At 55.2% G+C, this 19,116-nt stretch carries 17 protein-coding genes, 3 rRNA genes and 2 pseudogenes; 4 read left to right on the forward strand and 18 right to left on the reverse strand.

All coding sequences use genetic code 11. The features are described from left to right. The first annotated feature begins 27 nt into the window (after positions 1–27). A complete protein-coding gene (locus tag CGL_RS14645) occupies positions 28–996 on the forward strand; it encodes an RluA family pseudouridine synthase (RefSeq protein WP_011015513.1) in 969 nt (322 codons plus the stop codon). A 340-nt stretch (positions 997–1,336) separates the two neighbouring features. On the opposite strand, the gene rrf is transcribed toward CGL_RS14645, so the two are convergent. The 4 genes from rrf to CGL_RS14670 all read right to left on the reverse strand — a co-directional run bounded on the left by rrf (position 1,337) and on the right by CGL_RS14670 (position 7,571). Further along, positions 1,337–1,453, reverse strand: a 5S ribosomal RNA gene (rrf, locus tag CGL_RS14650). A 115-nt stretch (positions 1,454–1,568) separates the two neighbouring features. Next, a 23S ribosomal RNA gene (locus CGL_RS14655) occupies positions 1,569–4,655 on the reverse strand. A 391-nt stretch (positions 4,656–5,046) separates the two neighbouring features. Then, positions 5,047–6,570 (reverse strand): 16S ribosomal RNA (locus CGL_RS14660). The 16S, 23S and 5S rRNA genes sit together here, the layout of an rRNA operon. 635 nt (positions 6,571–7,205) lie before the next feature. Continuing rightward, a complete protein-coding gene (locus CGL_RS14670) occupies positions 7,206–7,571 on the reverse strand; it encodes a GntR family transcriptional regulator (RefSeq protein WP_011015515.1) in 366 nt (121 codons plus the stop codon). A gap of 208 nt (positions 7,572–7,779) precedes the next feature. Here CGL_RS14670 and CGL_RS14675 point away from each other — a divergent pair, with 208 nt between their 5' ends. After that, positions 7,780–9,198 (forward strand): NYN domain-containing protein, encoded by a 1,419-nt coding sequence (locus CGL_RS14675; RefSeq protein WP_011015516.1) that lies wholly within the window; start codon positions 7,780–7,782, stop codon positions 9,196–9,198. A gap of 59 nt (positions 9,199–9,257) precedes the next feature. Here the strand turns inward: CGL_RS14675 and rsmP are convergent, their stop codons facing one another. The 5 genes from rsmP to CGL_RS14700 form a co-directional block, all read right to left on the reverse strand. Beyond that, complete coding sequence (gene rsmP / locus CGL_RS14680) at positions 9,258–10,133, reverse strand: rod-shaped morphology protein RsmP (RefSeq protein ID WP_003855053.1); 876 nt, start codon at positions 10,131–10,133, stop codon at positions 9,258–9,260. Between the two features lie 476 nt (positions 10,134–10,609). Beyond that, a complete protein-coding gene (locus tag CGL_RS14685; protein WP_011015518.1) occupies positions 10,610–11,617 on the reverse strand; it encodes an integrase core domain-containing protein in 1,008 nt (335 codons plus the stop codon). Between the two features lie 52 nt (positions 11,618–11,669). Then, a complete protein-coding gene (locus CGL_RS14690) occupies positions 11,670–12,605 on the reverse strand; it encodes a molybdopterin-dependent oxidoreductase (RefSeq protein WP_227747683.1) in 936 nt (311 codons plus the stop codon). After that, entirely contained in the window at positions 12,587–12,832 is a 246-nt protein-coding gene (locus CGL_RS14695; RefSeq protein WP_034983375.1) for a cytochrome b/b6 domain-containing protein, read from the reverse strand. The genes CGL_RS14690 and CGL_RS14695 overlap by 19 nt, the downstream gene beginning before the upstream one ends. A 10-nt stretch (positions 12,833–12,842) precedes the next feature. After that, positions 12,843–13,097: a hypothetical protein gene (locus CGL_RS14700; protein WP_011015520.1), complete on the reverse strand. Its 255-nt coding sequence runs from the start codon at positions 13,095–13,097 to the stop codon at positions 12,843–12,845. A gap of 501 nt (positions 13,098–13,598) precedes the next feature. Here CGL_RS14700 and CGL_RS14705 point away from each other — a divergent pair. Further along, a complete protein-coding gene (locus tag CGL_RS14705; RefSeq protein ID WP_227747684.1) occupies positions 13,599–14,204 on the forward strand; it encodes a class I SAM-dependent DNA methyltransferase in 606 nt (201 codons plus the stop codon). A gap of 240 nt (positions 14,205–14,444) precedes the next feature. Here CGL_RS14705 and CGL_RS14710 read toward each other — a convergent pair whose 3' ends face one another. The 7 genes from CGL_RS14710 to CGL_RS14735 form a co-directional block, all read right to left on the reverse strand. Then, a complete protein-coding gene (locus tag CGL_RS14710) occupies positions 14,445–15,167 on the reverse strand; it encodes a VIT1/CCC1 transporter family protein (protein ID WP_011015522.1) in 723 nt (240 codons plus the stop codon). A gap of 433 nt (positions 15,168–15,600) precedes the next feature. After that, the gene (locus CGL_RS14715) at positions 15,601–15,873 is read right to left on the reverse strand and encodes a cupin domain-containing protein (RefSeq protein WP_231133819.1); all 273 of its coding nucleotides are present in this window, start codon (positions 15,871–15,873) and stop codon (positions 15,601–15,603) included. Positions 15,874–15,994: 121 nt separating this feature from the next. Next, positions 15,995–16,168, reverse strand: a complete 174-nt coding sequence (locus CGL_RS15785) for a helix-turn-helix domain-containing protein (RefSeq protein ID WP_020948655.1) — start codon at positions 16,166–16,168, stop codon at positions 15,995–15,997. Continuing rightward, positions 16,087–16,305: a recombinase family protein gene (locus tag CGL_RS15790; RefSeq protein WP_011015523.1), complete on the reverse strand. Its 219-nt coding sequence runs from the start codon at positions 16,303–16,305 to the stop codon at positions 16,087–16,089. Before CGL_RS15790 ends, CGL_RS15785 begins: the two co-directional genes overlap by 82 nt. A 145-nt stretch (positions 16,306–16,450) precedes the next feature. Next, the gene (gene fdxA / locus CGL_RS14725) at positions 16,451–16,774 is read right to left on the reverse strand and encodes a ferredoxin (RefSeq protein ID WP_011015524.1); all 324 of its coding nucleotides are present in this window, start codon (positions 16,772–16,774) and stop codon (positions 16,451–16,453) included. 271 nt (positions 16,775–17,045) lie between these two features. Continuing rightward, positions 17,046–17,381, reverse strand: coding sequence for a cupin domain-containing protein (locus tag CGL_RS14730; protein ID WP_003859505.1), 336 nt, complete (start codon positions 17,379–17,381; stop codon positions 17,046–17,048). A gap of 370 nt (positions 17,382–17,751) precedes the next feature. Next, positions 17,752–17,979 carry a hexameric tyrosine-coordinated heme protein gene (locus tag CGL_RS14735; RefSeq protein ID WP_024127858.1) on the reverse strand — a complete coding sequence of 76 codons (228 nt, stop codon included), beginning with the start codon at positions 17,977–17,979 and terminating at the stop codon, positions 17,752–17,754. Here CGL_RS14735 and CGL_RS14740 point away from each other — a divergent pair. Beyond that, positions 17,956–18,171 (forward strand): annotated as a pseudogene (locus tag CGL_RS14740) (IS6 family transposase); the annotation flags it as partial. The gene CGL_RS14735 and the pseudogene CGL_RS14740 overlap by 24 nt on opposite strands. Positions 18,172–18,224: 53 nt before the next feature. On the opposite strand, the pseudogene CGL_RS15850 reads toward CGL_RS14740, so the two are convergent. Next, positions 18,225–18,350: pseudogene (locus tag CGL_RS15850) on the reverse strand (type II glyceraldehyde-3-phosphate dehydrogenase); the annotation flags it as partial. A gap of 87 nt (positions 18,351–18,437) precedes the next feature. Next, a complete protein-coding gene (locus tag CGL_RS14750; protein ID WP_011015525.1) occupies positions 18,438–19,100 on the reverse strand; it encodes a DUF305 domain-containing protein in 663 nt (220 codons plus the stop codon). Positions 19,101–19,116: the final 16 nt, after the last annotated feature.

The raw sequence follows: 19,116 nt of genomic DNA on the forward strand, positions 1-19,116 counted from the left end.
TCTAACAGGGTAGTACAAAAGCCAAAAATGAAAGCGCCGCTACCCATCCGCGACGGCCTCAACCCTTCCCGTGTGCGCTTGCCGCTCGACGCGGCGCCGATCCGCGCCATCGATTTTGTTGAATACCTCATTTCCACGCAGCGCCACCGCAATCCGGCCGACAACGCCGAAGCGCTTCAAGCGCGTTTCGACGCCGACCTTGTTGTCAACCACTACGGCGAGCCCTACGCCCCCGACACCATGGTTCAGCCCGACGACGACATTTGGTTCTACCGCATGCCCGCCGCCGAACGGCCGATCCCTTACAAAATTCATGTCATTCACGAAGACGATGACATCCTCGTCATTGACAAGCCACCCTACCTAGCAACCATGCCTCGTGGCCGCCACATCACCGAAACCGCTCTGGTGAAAATGCGTGTGCTGACTGGAAACAACGATCTCACCCCAGCTCACCGCCTCGATCGCCTGACTTCCGGTGTGTTAGTCATGGTGAAAAAACCAGAACTCCGTGGCGCTTACCAAACCTTGTTTGCCCGACGTGAGGCGTCCAAAACCTATGAGGCAATCGCAGAATTCGTTCCAGGGCTACTTGATGATGGTCCCGCGATTTGGGAATCCCGCATCGAAAAAGAACGCGGCATCGTGCAAGCCTTCGTCGTGGAAGGCCCCGTCAACGCACGCACTGAACTGGTGTCAGTCACCCCAGTCGAAGACGCCGAACAGAGCATCCTCGAAGAAATGCACGGCCCACTCCCCCGCCAAGCGCGCTACGTTCTAGCCCCCTCAACAGGCAAAACCCACCAGCTGCGCATCCACATGCGCGACTTCGCAGCCCCCATCCTCGGCGACCCCCTCTACCCCGTCCTCCACGCAGTCGACGATGAGGACTACACCACCCCAATGCACCTCATCGCCCGCACGCTAACCTTCGTGGATCCTCAAACCAACGAGGAACGTACCTTTGTGAGTAATCGACCTACGGGAAGTTTGTAGGCCTCGTAGACATCACCCAGACGCTCAAGCACTTTTTCAAGCCGGTGTAGTTTTCCCTACACTGGCTTTTCTGTCGCTTCGAGCACTTCGGCCCCATCTTGGCATGTCAGCCCATTTTAAGGCTCTCTACAAGCCCTATAAACCACGGAAAGGTGCGCTTGTCGACGCTTGCCCCCAGGCGCAGGTGCCGCGTGCACAAGGGGCCCAAGACCCCCACAAACACAAAAAAGAGAGGGTGTAGTGAACACACAACCATGTGTATCCACCACACCCCCTCAAACACGAATAAACCCAGAAACACACAGTGTTTCTGGGCTTATCCATACTATTTTAAGTTTTTGGTCGGCGGTAACCTACTCTCCCACACCCTCCCGAGTGCAGTACCATCAGCGTAACCAGGCTTAGCTTCCGGGTTCGGAAAGGGACCGGGCGTTTCCCTGCTACTATCACCACCGACACAACCACACACCAAACCAACCAACAGGTTGGTTGTGCTGTGTCAGACACTGCATAATGGACGCGAACACATATTGTTCTGTTTTCGTTACGTTGCGTTACACCAAACCATAAATGGTTTGTTGTTATCGGTAAATTAGTACCAGTCACCTCCACACCTCACAGTGCTTCCAGATCTGGCCTATCAACCCCATAATCTCTAGGGAACCTCAAAAGAAACCTCATCTCGAAACAGGCTTCCCGCTTAGATGCTTTCAGCGGTTATCCCTCCCGTACGTAGCCAACCAGCCCTGCTCCTGGCGGAACAACTGGCACACCAGAGGTACGTCCGTCCCGGTCCTCTCGTACTAGGGACAGCCTTCCTTCAAGTTTCAACGCGCGCGGCGGATAGAGACCGAACTGTCTCACGACGTTCTAAACCCAGCTCGCGTGCCGCTTTAATGGGCGAACAGCCCAACCCTTGGGACCTACTCCAGCCCCAGGATGCGACGAGCCGACATCGAGGTGCCAAACCATCCCGTCGATATGGACTCTTGGGGAAGATCAGCCTGTTATCCCCGGGGTACCTTTTATCCGTTGAGCGACACCACAACCACAAGTAGGTGCCGGATCACTAGTCCCGACTTTCGTCCCTGCTCCACCTGTCAGTGTCACAGTCAAGCTCCCTTGTGCACTTACACTCACCACCTGATTACCAACCAAGCTGAGGAAACCTTTGGGCGCCTCCGTTACATTTTAGGAGGCAACCGCCCCAGTTAAACTACCCACCAGGCACTGTCCCCAACCCAGATCATGGGCCAAGGTTAAGACATCCAATCCGATCAGAGTGGTATTTCACCAACGACTCACACACAACTAGCGTCATATGATCGAAGTCTCCCACCTATCCTACACAAACCGAATCAAACACCAATACCAAGCTATAGTGAAGGTCCCGGGGTCTTTTCGTCCTGCCGCGCGTAACGAGCATCTTTACTCGTACTGCAATTTCACCGGGCCTGTGGTTGAGACAGCAGGGAAGTCGTTACGCCATTCGTGCAGGTCGGAACTTACCCGACAAGGAATTTCGCTACCTTAGGATGGTTATAGTTACCACCGCCGTTTACTGGGGCTTAAATTCTCAGCTTCGAAAAAACAAGTTTTCCTAACCGGTCCTCTTAACCTTCCAGCACCGGGCAGGCGTCAGTCCGTATACATCAACTTAAACGTCTTCGCACGGACCTGTGTTTTTAGTAAACAGTCGCTTCCCTCTATTCTCTGCGACCACAACACGCTCCCAACGAAAAGTTGTTCACACGCCGTGGCCCCCCTTCTCCCGAAGTTACGGGGGCATTTTGCCGAGTTCCTTAACCACAGTTCACCCGAACGCCTTAGTATTCTCTACCTGACTACCTGTGTCGGTTTAGGGTACGGGCCGAATATCAACATCGCTAGAGGCTTTTCTCGACAGCACAGGATCACCCACTTCACCCTTTACGGGCTCCGCATCACGCCTCACACAAAAACAGTGCGGATTTACCAACACTGCGTGCCACACGCTTACACCACAATCCAATAAGTGGCTGAGCTACCTCCCTGCGTCACCCCATCACTTAGCTACTACCAGATCAGGTCCCACGCAACCACACACCACAAAAAAGCAAAGCCTTTTCGCGGGTGCTTATGGGTGGTTAGTATCACTGATTCACCATGGTCGCTCATACTCGGGTACGGGAATATCAACCCGTTATCCATCGACTACGCCTGTCGGCCTCGCCTTAGGCCCCGACTCACCCTGGGAAGATTAACTTGACCCAGGAACCCTTAGTCATCCGGCGGATACGTTTCTCACGCATCATTCGTTACTCATGCCTGCATTCTCACTCGCACACACTCCACCCAAGGTCACCCCAAAGCTTCAACGCATGCACGACGCTCCCCTACCCAACAATCCTATAAAGATCATTGCCGCGGCTTCGGCGGTGTACTTAAGCCCCACTACATTGTCGGCGCGGAATCACTCGACCAGTGAGCTATTACGCACTCTTTCAAGGATGGCTGCTTCTAAGCCAACCTCCTGGCTGTCTTCGCGACCCCACCTCCTTTTCCACTTAGCACACCCTTAGGGGCCTTAGCCGGCGATCTGGGCTGTTTCCCTCTCGACTACGAAGCTTATCCCCCGCAGTCTCACTGCCGTGCTCTAACTTACCGGCATTCGGAGTTTGGCTGATGTCGCTAAGATGTTGGTCCCGCTAAACCATCCAGTAGCTCTACCTCCGGCAAGAAACACACGACGCTGCACCTAAATGCATTTCGGGGAGAACCAGCTATCACGGAGTTTGATTGGCCTTTCACCCCTACCCACAACTCATCCCCTCAGTTTTCAACCTAAGTGGGTTCGCGCCTCCACAACCTCTTACAGCTGCTTCACACTGGCCATGGGTAGATCACTCCGCTTCGGGTCCAAGACATGCCACTAAAACACCCTCGTTAGGATTCGGTTTCCCTACGGCTACCCCACACGGGTTAACCTCGCGACATGCCGCTGACTCGCAGGCTCATTCTTCAAAAGGCACGCCATCACACCACAAAGGATGCTCTGACGGATTGACAGCACACGGTTTCAGGTACTATTTCACTCCCCTCCCGGGGTACTTTTCACCATTCCCTCACGGTACTAATCCGCTATCGGTCATATCAAGTATTCAGGCTTACCGGGTGGTCCCGGCTAATTCACAGCAGATTCCACGAGCCCGCTGCTACTCGGGGTATCAACAACCACACACACCACCATGATCTTCGTGTACAGGACTCTCACCTTCTACGGCAGGTGTTTCCACACCACTTCCACTAACCACGCAGCACATGCCCACATCCGGCAGAATATGAACGTCATTGCCCCACAACCACCTACATGCAACCCCTGCCGGGTATCACACACATAAGTTTTAGCCATCATCCACGTTCGCTCGCCACTACTAACGGAATCACAATTGTTTTCTTCTCCTACGGGTACTGAGATGTTTCACTTCCCCGTGTAAACCTCCACACCAGCTATACATTCACTGGCAGGTAACCACACATCACTGCGGCTGGGTTTCCCCATTCGGACATCCTCGGATCAACGCTTAGTTGGCAACTCCCCGAGGCATAACGCAGCCTCTCACGTCCTTCATCGGCTTGATATGCCAAGGCATCCACCGTGTGCCCTACAAAACAACAAACAAAATACTATAACCCACACACAAAGTGCGGGCGCGTTCGGTATCACACAACAAAAAACAAAAAAATAAAGATGCTCGCGTCCACTATACAGTTCTCACACAACACACCACCCCCACCACAACCAAAGAACACAACATTCTCTACCCGTGTTGACGATGCTCGATGTTAGAAACAACCCACACACACCACCAAAAGGTGATGCTTGCGATGTCATTCCAGACACCCAACAGCATGCCACCTATTAATCACAGCACTGTTTGCTGTGTTGTTGTCACCCGAGGGGTCATCTCCACCCGATTAAAAATATGTTGATGGCAACCACATACGGGTTCCAACACCAACAACCCACCAACCAGACACAGTCTGATGTGGGTTAATAAAGCTCCTTAGAAAGGAGGTGATCCAGCCGCACCTTCCGGTACGGCTACCTTGTTACGACTTCGTCCCAATCGCCGATCCCACCTTCGACAGCTCCCCCCTAAAAGGTTGGGCCACTGGCTTCGGGTGTTACCAACTTTCATGACGTGACGGGCGGTGTGTACAAGGCCCGGGAACGTATTCACCGCAGCGTTGCTGATCTGCGATTACTAGCGACTCCGACTTCATGGGGTCGAGTTGCAGACCCCAATCCGAACTGAGGCCGGCTTTAAGAGATTAGCTCCACCTCACGGTGTGGCAACTCGCTGTACCGACCATTGTAGCATGTGTGAAGCCCTGGACATAAGGGGCATGATGATTTGACGTCATCCCCACCTTCCTCCGAGTTAACCCCGGCAGTCTCTCATGAGTACCCACCACAATGTGCTGGCAACATAAGACAAGGGTTGCGCTCGTTGCGGGACTTAACCCAACATCTCACGACACGAGCTGACGACAACCATGCACCACCTGTGAACCGACCACAAGGGAAAACGTATCTCTACGCCGATCCGGTCCATGTCAAGCCCAGGTAAGGTTCTTCGCGTTGCATCGAATTAATCCACATGCTCCGCCGCTTGTGCGGGCCCCCGTCAATTCCTTTGAGTTTTAGCCTTGCGGCCGTACTCCCCAGGCGGGGCGCTTAATGCGTTAGCTGCGGCACAGAAGTCGTGGAAGACCCCTACACCTAGCGCCCACCGTTTACGGCATGGACTACCAGGGTATCTAATCCTGTTCGCTACCCATGCTTTCGCTCCTCAGCGTCAGTTACTGCCCAGAGACCTGCCTTCGCCATTGGTGTTCCTCCTGATATCTGCGCATTTCACCGCTACACCAGGAATTCCAGTCTCCCCTACAGCACTCAAGTTATGCCCGTATCGCCTGCACGCCCGAAGTTAAGCCCCGGGATTTCACAGACGACGCGACAAACCACCTACGAGCTCTTTACGCCCAGTAATTCCGGACAACGCTCGCACCCTACGTATTACCGCGGCTGCTGGCACGTAGTTAGCCGGTGCTTCTTCTCCAGGTACCGTCACCATAAGGCTTCGTCCCTAGCGAAAGGAGTTTACAACCCGAAGGCCTTCATCCCCCACGCGGCGTCGCTGCATCAGGCTTGCGCCCATTGTGCAATATTCCCCACTGCTGCCTCCCGTAGGAGTCTGGGCCGTGTCTCAGTCCCAATGTGGCCGTACACCCTCTCAGGCCGGCTACCCGTCGACGCCTTGGTAGGCCATTACCCCACCAACAAGCTGATAGGCCGCAGGCTCATCCCACACCGCATAAAGCTTTCCACACCACCCCTACGGTGGTGTGAATATTCGGTATTAGACCCAGTTTCCCAGGCTTATCCCAAAGTGTAGGGCAGATCACCCACGTGTTACTCACCCGTTCGCCACTCATCCACCAAAGCAAGCTCCGGTTTCAGCGTTCGACTTGCATGTGTTAAGCACGCCGCCAGCGTTCGTCCTGAGCCAGGATCAAACTCTCCACAAAAAAACAATAAAAAAGATTGTTCAGGCCGTGAAAAGCCCAACACCTGACAAAAACAACAACACCCCCACCAACCACACACAAAGGTGACAGTTGGAGAATGGGGTGTTACTGGCATTATCAAAAAATAATGATTCTAAAAAAACACCACAACCCACATAAGGATCATCGTGCCTTCAACGTGGGCCTGAATCCCTTGACGGGGAACAAGCAGACCCACAAAATCATGCCAACAATAAGATTATTGTTTACAGTGATGGATAAAATTGGCGATCCACCACCCGGCATGACCCACCACACATCACCCAAGGTGATCTGTGGTAGTGACAAAAATAATAAATGGCACACTATTGAGTTCTCAAACAACATACGCACACCATAAGAGCATCAACATTTGTTTGTGTTGGTGTCTTGTTGGCAGCTTGTTCAACGTTACTTCATCTTGTTTACTTTCACCAAATCGGTGTTTGTTGACTTCGATGAAGTGTTGTTGGTTTGTCGAGCGTTTGTTTTCCTAGATCCGCCTCACTGTCCACATAATCTCTTATGTGTTGGGGCGTTGTTGGTCGCGCTGACTGGAATTAATTTACACACCCGCACAACAGTCCGCAACTTCCCAGGTCAAGAGGGTTTAAGCGCTACTTGTACAGGCCCCTACTTTCAGCGACCTGGTCTAAAAGGGCGTGAATGCGCGCACGAGTGAAACCAAGGTGGATGGATTCGTCGATAAGCGGTGCTACATAAGTAGCCGCGAAGGCGGCATCTCGCCGCTCTCGGATGAGTGCTGGGGCCTGGGCGCTGACGAACATGCCAATGCCACGCTTCTTATAGAGGATGCCGGCTTCGACAAGGAGGGTCAGGCCGTTGCGTGCGGTGGCGGGATTAATGCGATGGAACGCGGCTAGTTCATTAGTAGAAGGCACGCGTTGATCAATGCTCAAGGTTCCGTCAACGATGGAGTCCTCAATCAAAGAAGCGATCTGTTTATACAGAGGCACGGTCACGACGATCCCGATGGTTGGTTACTCATATAACTAACCCTATGCCTCTTTATAGCCATTAAAAACAGTATTAACGACATTACTTTCGGGTAATACCAAGTGTTATGCAGTCTCTACCCACTTAAAATGGACGCATATTCGCAAGATAAGGCATGCTTGGATGAATAGATTTTAACTCAACGTTTACTAAACAGAATCGGAATTAGGAGCCATGCTTGAACGCACACAGGTATTCGTGGATACGTCCTACCTGCTCGCAAGCTTTTACAACTCTTGGGAGACAGGGGCACGTGCCCAATTAGAAATCGACCTCCCCGAAGTAGTCGGGGTATTAGGAAGGATGATTGAACAACAACTTAAACAGCCAGTACAACGCCAAATGTGGTACGACGGAATCCCCGATTCCGGCCCCCACCGCTATCAACGAGCACTACGCACCTGCGATGGTGTGCAACTTCGTGCTGGCCAATTAATTGAATGGGGCGAACGCCGCACACAAAAGGCAGTAGATACCCGCCTTGTTGCAGACCTCGTTCTCGCAGGTGTTCGCGGACAATGCTCCGATATCGTGCTCGTCAGTGGCGACGCCGACATGATCCCCGGTGTTCAAGAAGCTGCCAATGCAGGCCTTCGCGTTCACCTCTACGGCTTCGGCTGGGATTCCATGTCCTCCCAACTGCGCCACTGCTGTGACACCACCACCATTTTGGATCCTCGAGAAGATTTTGCTGAATGCATGCAGCTGCAGGTTCTCGAAGGTCCACTACCCCCTGTCGTTCGGGTAAAGCCCATCAACGATGCAGAACCCATCGAGGATTTGGATTTCACTCCAGTTCCAGGCGTCGCCTCACCATTTGAAGAGGTCAGCGCGAAAGATGAGAAATTCTCTCCACGCCCAAGTGAACCTGCCGAAGCTTTGTCGGAACAGGTCTGTGAAGCGCAGTATGAGATCTCCAAACACGAAGGTCAAACCGCTGATTCAGGAGAAATCACCGAGTCTTTCGAGGCCGCTGAAATCAAGGTAACTGAGTTTTTTGGAGAACCAGCTGCTCCAGTAGCGGAATCAGGCGTAGAAGCTCCCACTCCGGAAGCTCCCACGGTTCCTGAAGCAGCTAAGCCCACTCCGGCGAAACCTAAGACTCCAAAGGCAGAGCCCCAAAAGCAAGAATCCCCCAAGCCGGGAACTCCAAAACCAAAAGCTCCAAGCCCTGCGGATATTCCACCGAAAGCCCCAGCTGACACTGAGGAACATTCGGAAGTCGAAGCTGAAATCGAGGACTCACGTCCAAAGATCCCCAGCCCTTCGATGATGGCTCCCCGCCGCAAGCTTCGTTCCCGCTACGTTCCGCTTCCCAACGAAGTGTGGGCAACAGCAGGATTCCAAACTCCTTACGATGTCGGGCAACAGTACGCATCGTGGTGGTTTGAAAACGCAGCTACCAGCACTCAAAGAGATCAGGCTCATCTATTGTCTGGTGGCGGACTTCCACCAGAGATCGATCGCCCGCTTCTGCAGTTTGCTTGTGAAACTCTCCACGAATACACCCTGACTGAAGCGCAGCGCGTAGCTTTACGCGATGGCTTTCACTCCGGAATCCGTGGTGTATTGCTCAACCAGCGAGATAGCTAGAATCACAAAAAACTGGGGCTAATTCCTTTCGGAGTTAGCCCCAGTTTTTTGTGTTTAGGTTATTTCTTCTCGGACTCGTCTGCGGATGCTTCTGGAGCATCAGCTTCTGGGCTTGCGGTTTCTGGGGTAGCTGAAGGGGTGGAGGTTTCGTCGATAAGTTCTTCCGCATCCTCGACACCTGCCTCTAGCTGGCCCTTAGGCGTTGCGGACGTGCCCAGCGCCTCCGCGCGAAGTTCAGCCAAACGAGCTGACGCCCGCATATCGGTGCCGGACTGCGCAATCTCAGCCATGCGATCACTAACAGTGTTCTGGGTAAGTTCCTGCGCGCCCAAAGCATCTGCGTATCGACGCTCGATCTTCTCACGCACCGCATCAAGGGTAGGAACAGAAGAATCCTGAGTGCCAAACTGATTCAAAGAATCCATAGACTTAGTGACACTTTCCTGCATCTTCGCCTGATCAGCCTGCGCACGTAGAGCATCAATCTGAGACATCTGCTCTTTCAGGCGCATCTCAGACTCTTTAGACTTCGCAACAGCATCCTTCGCCGCAACCTCAGCCTGCTGATGAAGCGCAGTAGTCTGCTCCAACTGCTGTTCCACAGCTACCAACTGGGAAGCAAAAACCTCAGCAGTGTTGTTGAACTCCTGAGCCTTAACACTGTCGCCTTCGTTTGCGGACTTATCTGCCAACTGAATTGCCTGACGAGCCTGTTCCTGCAACTTATCGCGGTCAGTAACCAAGCGGTTCAATTTCATCTCAAGCTGCTTCTGCTGACCGATAATCTGAGAAGCGTGCTGCATAATCTGCTGGTGCTGCTTCTGGGCAGCTTCTGTAGCTTGCTGAATTTGGATCTTTGGATCTGCATTCTCATCGATCTTGTTGTCGAACGATGCCATGAGATACTTCCAGCCCTTGCTGAGCGGATTAGCCATTATCAGTCACTTCCCTGAGGTTTTAGTTACGTGTGTCTAAGTGTGTCTAATTGAAAAATCATTTCTGCGCCCGCAAGCAAATCACTGAATCCGATTCGCTGCTCAGAACCCGAGTCTACGCAAAACTGCACTCTGCTGAACGCTCATTTGAAAAAATGGGGGATGGTTCGGGGTCTTCATCAGGGGTGAAGGTGGTGCGCCCTTAGGTTTGGAGGGACTTCGTAAGATTCCGGCTTTACTTCGGGCGTCACTTCAGGCCTGTATCGCCAGTTTTGGCCTTGGCGCCCGCGATTTCGCCCCAGACGACCTCAATTCAAGGGGGTCCAATCCTAAAACCGGACTAAAACCAGACTGTAAAGTGTCAGCACGTTGTGCACACTCAATATCATATCCTTGCGCACGCCCGATCCCACTAGGTTGTGCACACACAAAGCCACAGCAGTGTGCACACCAACCCTCACCCTCGGGACAAGTTTCTAGCGCAGTAGATCCCCCGGATCTATCGACTTAAATCGCTTCTCAGCCTCATCACGTTTGCGTTGCCACAACAGCGTCGGGTGTTGCATCCACACCCCACGAATGTTGTAAGAACTGATATACGACTTACCCCGGGCAATCGCCACAACCGGCAACGAAATCAACAACTCAAGCTCCCCGGTTATCGCATCCCAGAAACCAAGCTCAGTTGCCGTCACCGTCCGATAAAACTCCCTGTCCCTCATCGTACGAGGAACAGAAATACGCATCCCCTGGAACACCACCTTCTGATTATTCCCAGCAAACGTAAACACATCAGGATCCACCGGCTTTTTACCAAAACGACGTACCCGTCGACGTTGCTCGGTCTGCTGCATCTTAGACACCGGAACAGATTCCTCCTGCCGAACAAGCGAGACATCTGATTGCTTCTCAATTCGACGACGGGCATAGTGATCAGCTTGCTGTTGAAGCACGACGGGATCAATCGGGGGTTGTTGCTCCACACACCCCACAATCTCCCAGGCCGCAGCCGGAGTGAGATTATTCGGCAACCCCTGATGTGGACGACGATTGTTGCAATGATCACGGAACTGTTCAATATAGTGCGCACATTCCTCAAGTGTGTGTGGTTGATGAGCTTGAAGGAAACGAAATAGTGTGCGGTGGCCGCGTTCGTTTTTACCTTGGGTTTGAGGATGCCCAGGCTTGCCGGTAATGCTTAAACACCCCACCGTCGCGAGATAGCTTTCCAAACTTCCGACGTATCCTTGCCGCATCCGGTTAAACGCTGAGCCGTTATCACTGAGTAATTCATGCGGGGCACCAAAATGAGCAATCGCTTGTTCTAGCACTGTTCGGGCATCGACTGAGTTTTCATTCGCGGGAAAGACACAGGTTCCGACATCAAACCGAGTGGCATCATCAAGGATTTGATAGATCGTTACCCGAGTCAGATCACTATCGTGCAGCGTGTAAATGAAACCATCTATTTGCCACATTTCCATAGCTTGACCTCGTTGAAACCTCACCACCGACGACTTTGGTCGCTTCTTAGGGTTACTTTCGACTGCTCCTGCAGCGCGTAACAAGCAAGCGATAGTTGAGACGGATGGAATCGGTGCAGTCAGTTCCCCGGTGGCGATGCCTTCGAATCGGATAGAGATCGGACCGTATTCCCATCCTTGGGCTTTCAGGCGGTGCGCGGATGGCCAACAAGATACTGGTGATGGATTCATCGTATGTTCGCCGGGAGGTGATCTGGGCGCTGGAGCGTGGATGCAGCGCTGCACTGGCATCTTGTTGGTATCGGTTGCGGATGTTGTAGAAGCTGCGCCGCGATATTTTAAGCCGACTGCAGAACTCTTCGATCGAGGGACTGTTCGGTGCGAACAGATCGAAATCGATGATCTTGCATCGGGTTTCTGGGGGCAGGGGTTTAGGTATGATCTCAATTGTGAGCAGCCGAGGACTATGCCTGTGGTGAAGGTCTAGGGTGTGCACAAGGTCATGACACAAAACATCACGTAACCGCACCCCTGTCCACCGGGCGGTAGCTGACCAGCCCTGCATGCACGTGTGGACGGCGACATACGAGGTCTGCGGCAGCTCCCGCAGATCGTCGAGGGTGATGGTTTTCTCGGTGCCGTTGGGATCGTCGCCGAGGGTGATGGTGTATCCCTCCCACTCGTTGTCGCGGGCGGCGATCCACTCGGGGGATTCATCATCGGTCGGCGGCAGGCCATTGGTCCAGTGGAACTGCGAGATGTCCTTGTCCGTGTAGGTGTTCTGCCTGCTCATCCGGGGACGCAGCCGGTTGAGGAAGATTTTGCGTCCGATCTCCGTGATGCTGGCGGTGAACCGCTGGGCGCGGGCCCGGTCAGCCAGCGACCAATAGCTGAGCACGATCCAGAACAACACCACCATGACGATGGTGGTGATCACGATGATGTAGGCCTGCGCCGCACGGTCAGTGTTCATATCGCCGAAGACCATGTGGACCATGTTGTAGTCGCCATGGACCAAAAAACCAGGCCGACGTGCATGATGACAAAGCCCGTCATCAACACCATGGCGATGAAGTGCAGGGAACGTGCACCCTGGTGGCCGCCGAAGAGTTTGACGTACCACGGGAAGCGGGACCGGATGGCCGGGGCCATCGCTATTCCGGTGAGGATGAGAAACGGCGCCAGGATAAAGATGACGAAGGTGTAGCCCAGCATTTGCAAGGCGTCATAGGGGGGTGAAGTGCTCGATGCCTGGGGCACGAAAGCCCAGGTAAACCTTCAATGTCTCCCACGCCTCGGGGAAGACGTCCCAGGAGGTGGGGATAATGCCTTGCCACAGCCCGGTGGCGAACAGCAGAACGACGTAGACGATGCCGTTGAGCACCCGCAACATCGTCGACAGACCGTGCCAGTGTCGGCCCAGGCCGATGTTCTCCCGACCCGGCAGACCGATCAACGGGGAAAGGGACTTCTCGTCCATCAGTGAGGTGTAGACCCTTCCTCCTTGGGCAGTTTGCATTTGGTGACCCGGAGCCATTCCGTGCCCGGGGCGCAGTCATTGCGCCACCACAACCGCGGCATGGACGACAGAATCTCCCACCCGGAGCGCAATAGCATGCCGATGAGAACGAAATTGATCAGGTGCGTGGCCCGCAGCCACAGGGGGAAATCTGGGTTGATCTCCACGGATTACTCCTTAAATCGTGACCGTCAATAGCTACATACAATGGAAAATTACGTATGATGCGTCTCACGCTAACCTGATAAGAAAGGAAAAATAAGGGACAATCCCCGCAGAGGGGGTAGCCAAGCGGTGTCAGGAGCAGTGCCCGAGACGCCGTACCATCAACGATGGCTCGCTTTCCCCGATGCTGTGTCGTCCTACAGGCCGTTAGAATCCAGACTCGCGGGCACTAGCCGCGCGACTGCCGACAACCGCACGCCGTGTACCGGAAGGCTTGGAACGCCTAGGGTGTTCCTCATGGCAACAGATGACGTTAGCAAGGCCTACAGCTCACCGACCTTTGATGCGGAGGCACTGCTCGGAACGGTAATCTCGGCCGAGGACCCCGACCGCGTGCTCATCGAGCCCTGGGCGACCGGCGTCGACGGGGTGATCCTCGATGTGGGCTCTGGTACCGGGCGGTGGACCGGTCACCTCGCGAGCCTCGGACACCAGATCGAGGGACTGGAACCAGCGACACGGCTCGTAGAGCTCGCTCGTCAGACACATCCCTCAGTGACCTTTCACCACGGCACTATTACCGACCTCTCAGACTCGCCGAAGCGCTGGGCAGGCCTGTTGGCCTGGTACTCCCTGATCCACATGGGCCCGGGCGAGCTGCCCGACGCCCTGGTCGCACTGCGGATGGCGGTGGAGGATGGTGGTGGCCTGCTGATGTCCTTTTTCTCCGGGCCTTCTCTGGAACCGATGTATCATCCCGTGGCCACCGCCTACCGGTGGCCACTGCCCGAGCTTGCCCAGGCACTGGAGACCGCGGGTTTCCAGGTCACCAGTAGTCACTGGGATCCTCGGTTCCCCCATGCCTATCTCACCGCCGAGGCCAGCAAGCAGAATCTCGCCTGACAGTGGTGGCCTACTCGGTAGTCGTCTTCTCAGAAAACATCTCATAGCACCAGTGTGGTTACCTGCCGGAGGAGAAACGAGTAGTCAGCCGGACCATAACTGGCGACCGCCTGGGGCAGCGGTCCATCCAGGCCCCGGATGGTCTGCAAGGAGGTCGGCGCCGATCACTTCGTCCAGGCGTCGACGAAAACGCCCAGCCACCACAAAACCCGCATTCCCCCTTTTCTGTCCCGAGGCACCTCAGACTGCGGCCCCGAACAAAACACCGACACCGTAGGTCAGGGCCAGGCCGAGGGCACCACCGATCACCAGGCGCCCGCACGCGCGCATTGGGGAGGTACCCGAGATCTGGGCTGAGATGAACCCGGTCACCGCCAGGACCAGCAGCGTGACTACGAAGACCACGCCGGCGTCCCAGCCTGCAGGGGCGATGAATACCGACACCATCGGCAGCAGTGCTCCGAGCAGGAAAGCCACGGCCGAGGAGAAGGCGGCGGCCAAGGGGCTGGTCAGTTGCTCATTATCAATACCGAGCTCGAGCTGAAGGTGGGCGCCCAAGGCGTCGCCCTGCCCGATCTCGGTGGCCGCCTGGTTCGCAGTCTCAGGGGAGATGCCGTAGGAGTGTAGGATCTCCGACAGCTCGACGTGCTCGGCCGTCGGGTCTTCGGCCAGCTCCTTCGCTTCTTTTGCGATGAGCACCCGTTCGGTATCACGCTGTGAGGAGACAGAGACGTACTCACCGAGAGCCATAGATACCGCCCCCGCGATCGTTGAGGCCAAACCAGCGCCGAACACGACGGTGTCACTGGCGCCGGTGGCGATCACACCGAGCAGTAGCGCAGCAATGGAGACGATACCGTCATTAGCACCCAGCACACCGGCACGCAGAGTATTCATACGATTGTGGTGGCTGGGTACGTGCGGTTCGTGCAGGGGGTGAGCGGTGTTAGTGGAGATGATCATCAGTCCTTTATCGGTGCAGGAGACCCTATAAGCACAGCTTATTAAGGGCCTAGTTTTCCCACAACGAAGCAGAGCCAACCCTCGCCGTCTTTCGGGGCTAATCTCTTCGTTGACACGTCCCGTTACTCTCCGGGAGATCTCCTGGAACGTGGACTCCGGCCTCGAGATGCGAGAAGAGGCACCTACTCATGCTCAAGCATGCGGTAGAGGGGGGCCGGTTGACTTTGTCCTCGCGGGCGACCTGGCCCTTGGGTACGTGGGCCACGATCTTTTCCATGATCACCTGGGGTTGCTCGTTATCGAACTTCGTGCCCCTGACGTTGTTAGCGGTTGGCCGCCTTAACCAGGTCGATACCCTCGGCCTGGCACTCATGGATCCGATAACGCTCGAACTCCACGAAGGGAGCCGAGGAGGGTGAATTACTCCTGGAGATCACGTGGAGAAGGTGAACCGGATCTCCTTCGGCATGATGTGGACAGCCTTAAACTCTGGGTCTGCCACGATCTCGTGCCAGATATCAGCGGGAATGACGAGGCTGTCTCCCGCGCTCACACCACGGTCTTCGGCAGAGAACTGAACGATGCATCGCCCCTCGGTGACGACGAGCACCGATTCGGTTGATGCTCTGTGTCTGGGCCAGGAAATTCCCGACGCCGCTTCCATCCGTTTAGTTTCAAACAGCGCTCCTTCTTCTAACGGCGTCACCCGGGGTCGCCCTGCGGATTCCATCGTAAAACTCCTTCGCCACACGTCACTCACTGGAGGGAATCTAGTCCCCGACCTGCCATGCCGCCACCCTACCGGCACAGGTCATGAGCGATGAGAATTAGTCCTTATCGTTATTGGATAGCGCTCGGTAGAGGGTGGCTCTGCCAATTCTGAGGTCTTGGGCGATCGACACCTTGGACTCACCAGCTTCTACCCGTTTCCGGGCTTTCTCGACGTCGTCCGGGGTGAGGGCGCGTTTGCGGCCCTTGTACTTGCCGGCCTTTTTCGCCAGGCGATCCCCTCGGCTTGGCGCTCCCGGATGATGGAGCGTTCGAACTCAGCGAAGGAGCCGAGAATGCTCAGCATGAGCTGGGCCCGCAAAGCATTGGATTCCGCCGAGAAGATCAGGTTTTCCTTGATGAAGTGCACGCTCGCACCCTTGGTGGTGATTTGGTCAATGATCTTCTGCAGGTCGACCTTCGACCATCACAATGACAGGCCAGGAACAACTATTGGTACGAGGGACATGAAACATCGCAGTCAGGTTCTCCTTGTTTAGGGCCGATATCAGGTCCTAGTTCTGGTTCTGTGGCGGCAGCACCGCGACGAGCTGGGCGTCGAAGTCCTGCGGACCCAGGCTGGCGGCACCGCCTGGCGAACCGAGGTCGTCGAAAAAGGCGGCGTTAGCGCCGGTGTAGTCCCACCATTCGTGGGGAACATCATCTTCGTAGAAGATGGCTTCAACCGGGCAGACGGGCTCGCAGGCACCGCAGTCGACGCACTCATCGGGGTGGATGTAGAGCATCCGTTTGCCCTCGTAGATGCAGTCCACGGGACATTCCTCGACGCAGGCTCGATCCAGGACATCAACGCAGGGCTGGGCGATTGTGTAGGTCATCGGATCTCCAATACTACGGATAAAGACGTGGAAAATAGGTTCACTGTCATCCTATTAGCTCCCCGACCCTTCACCAAGGGGCACATATTTTCGATTATCCCCGCCACCAGTAGCGGTAAGGATAGTGGAACCGGTCAGCTGGTCACCGTCGCATGCTGGTACAAACATCAGGGGCAGGAGGCCGGTGATCGAACGGTGCCGGTCCATGGTCTCGCCGCGGAAGACGGACCCTCGGCGGGCTCAAACACCCCAGGGGAAGTCCCTATCTTTCTTATTGCGTCAGTTTGGCAATGGTGATCAAAACAGCGGAGTCCTCGATTGCTTCGAGGCTGTGCCGAGATCGCGGCACGATCAACAGATCACCGCTGCGACCTATCCAGGTCTCATCGCCCGTCCTGAGTTGGACACGCCCTTGTAGGACATAAATCGTGGATTCATCGTGATTGTCGCGCTCTCCGAGCTCAGCACCCTGACGTATCCCGACGACGGTCTGCCGCAGAATTTTTTCGTGCCCGCCGAAGACGGTATCGGCGGCACGAGCACTAGGGGCGGCGACGGCCTCTTTAAGTTGCTTGCGGGCGAGGGCCTCGATCGATATTTTGTGCATATAAACAACCTTTCGGAGCCGGTCTGGGAAGCATCGAATGGTGAGGAGACGATGTTTTTGTTCATGCGCCTTCCCTGATGACCCGAGAAGTTAGCGCAGTACGTAAAAAAGTGGACTCTGACGTGTCAGTGGTAGGGATCCTCCGTGGGCGGGCCGATGCGCAGGATAGCGGTCAGCGCTTGGTTTCGGTCACTGACATCGAGATGGGCGACGATTATTCATGAGGAACGCAAGTTTATTGCAGCATCACGCGACGAGTCAACTACATCCGACCCATTGCGCAAGCTCTTCGATTGCGGTTGATCGTGATGGTCAAAACCAGCGGCCGGTCAGGGATCGCTCTTTGCCACACGTCAGGGACTTAAGCTCGTCAGTAATTGTTGGCGGCGGCGACGGTAGCGAACTCGATGGCGACGACATGGCCGGCCATGGTCAAAGAATCCGCGTTCGTGGCATAACCCGGTCGTAACGTCTCTCGGACTTCGGCATCTGGTTGGATTACTCCGATGGTCTTCCGCGCGGTGCTGTTGCAAAGTTTGGGCAGTAGGAAGAGCGACGTGAAATAATCACAGCCATGGGTACCTTCTCCGGTCGTCATTTCCCCCGTGACATCATTCTGTAGGCAGTGCGCAGGTCACTGCCGCTACGGGGTGAGCTGACCTAAGATCTGGAGGAAACGATGACTTCAGCGGGGCGTGCCGGTCGATCACACCACGATTCTCACCGCTGGGTCCAGACATACGCCCCTGAGCTGGACAAGCAAACACGGTGGTACCGGCAGGTACCTGACTAGCAGGCCAGTTCCTGGCGGGTGGATAAGACCTACATCCGGGTACGGTGTCATCGGTAATCGGTGGTGACGTCGCTGACCCCGAGGAGTTCCATGTCCTCCTGGGCTCTCACCGCGTCGGCTACACGTTTACCGATGACACCGTACCCGTTTACTGCAACCTTGATTTTATTCGGCATGCTGATTGTCCTTCCCGGAAATCCTGGTTTGGCCCGATGGTCGTATGGTCGTGTTTCTCATCTGGGGTGGTCGGGGAATGTCCTTGTTCAGAGCTCGTTGAGCATCTGCTCCATCTCGGCGATCTCGGCCTCCTGATCTTCAATGACCTGCTCAGCCAGAGCGATGGCCTGCGGGTTCTGGCCATCAGTGACCTCATCGCGGGCCATATCGACCGCGCCCTCATGGTGGGCGGTCATCTGCTCAAGGTAGAGCCGGGCAGCCTCGGTGCCCTGGGCGTCCTCGAGGGCTGTCATGTCCTCCTCGCTCATCATTCCACTCATCCCGCCATGGTCCATCTCACCCATATCACCGGTGACCGGATCTTCTTCCCAGGTCTCGAGCATGGTATTCATCCGGTCGATCTCCGGGCCCTGGGCATCGATAACACCCTGGGTGAACTCGATGACCTCGGCCGGGATATCGTCCTTGGCCAGGAGGATTTCACTCATCTCCACGGCCTGTTGGTGATGCGGGATCATCATCTGCGCGAACATGATGTCCGCATCATTGTGCTCGGCGGAGACCTCTCCGGCCGCCCCCGTCTCTGTCTCAGGATCCGTGGTGGCCCCGGTCGTTTCGGTGGTGTCGGGGGCGGACGTAGTGGCGATGGTCGTGGTGTCGGTGTTTTCTCCCTCAGTGTTATCTGCGCAGGCGGACAAAACCAGGGTGGAGGTCAAGGCGAGAGCGGCGATGGTGATAGTGCGCTTCATGGGGGTTCCCTTTCGG

The organism is Corynebacterium glutamicum ATCC 13032 (genome assembly GCF_000011325.1).
GTDB lineage: Bacteria > Actinomycetota > Actinomycetes > Mycobacteriales > Mycobacteriaceae > Corynebacterium > Corynebacterium glutamicum.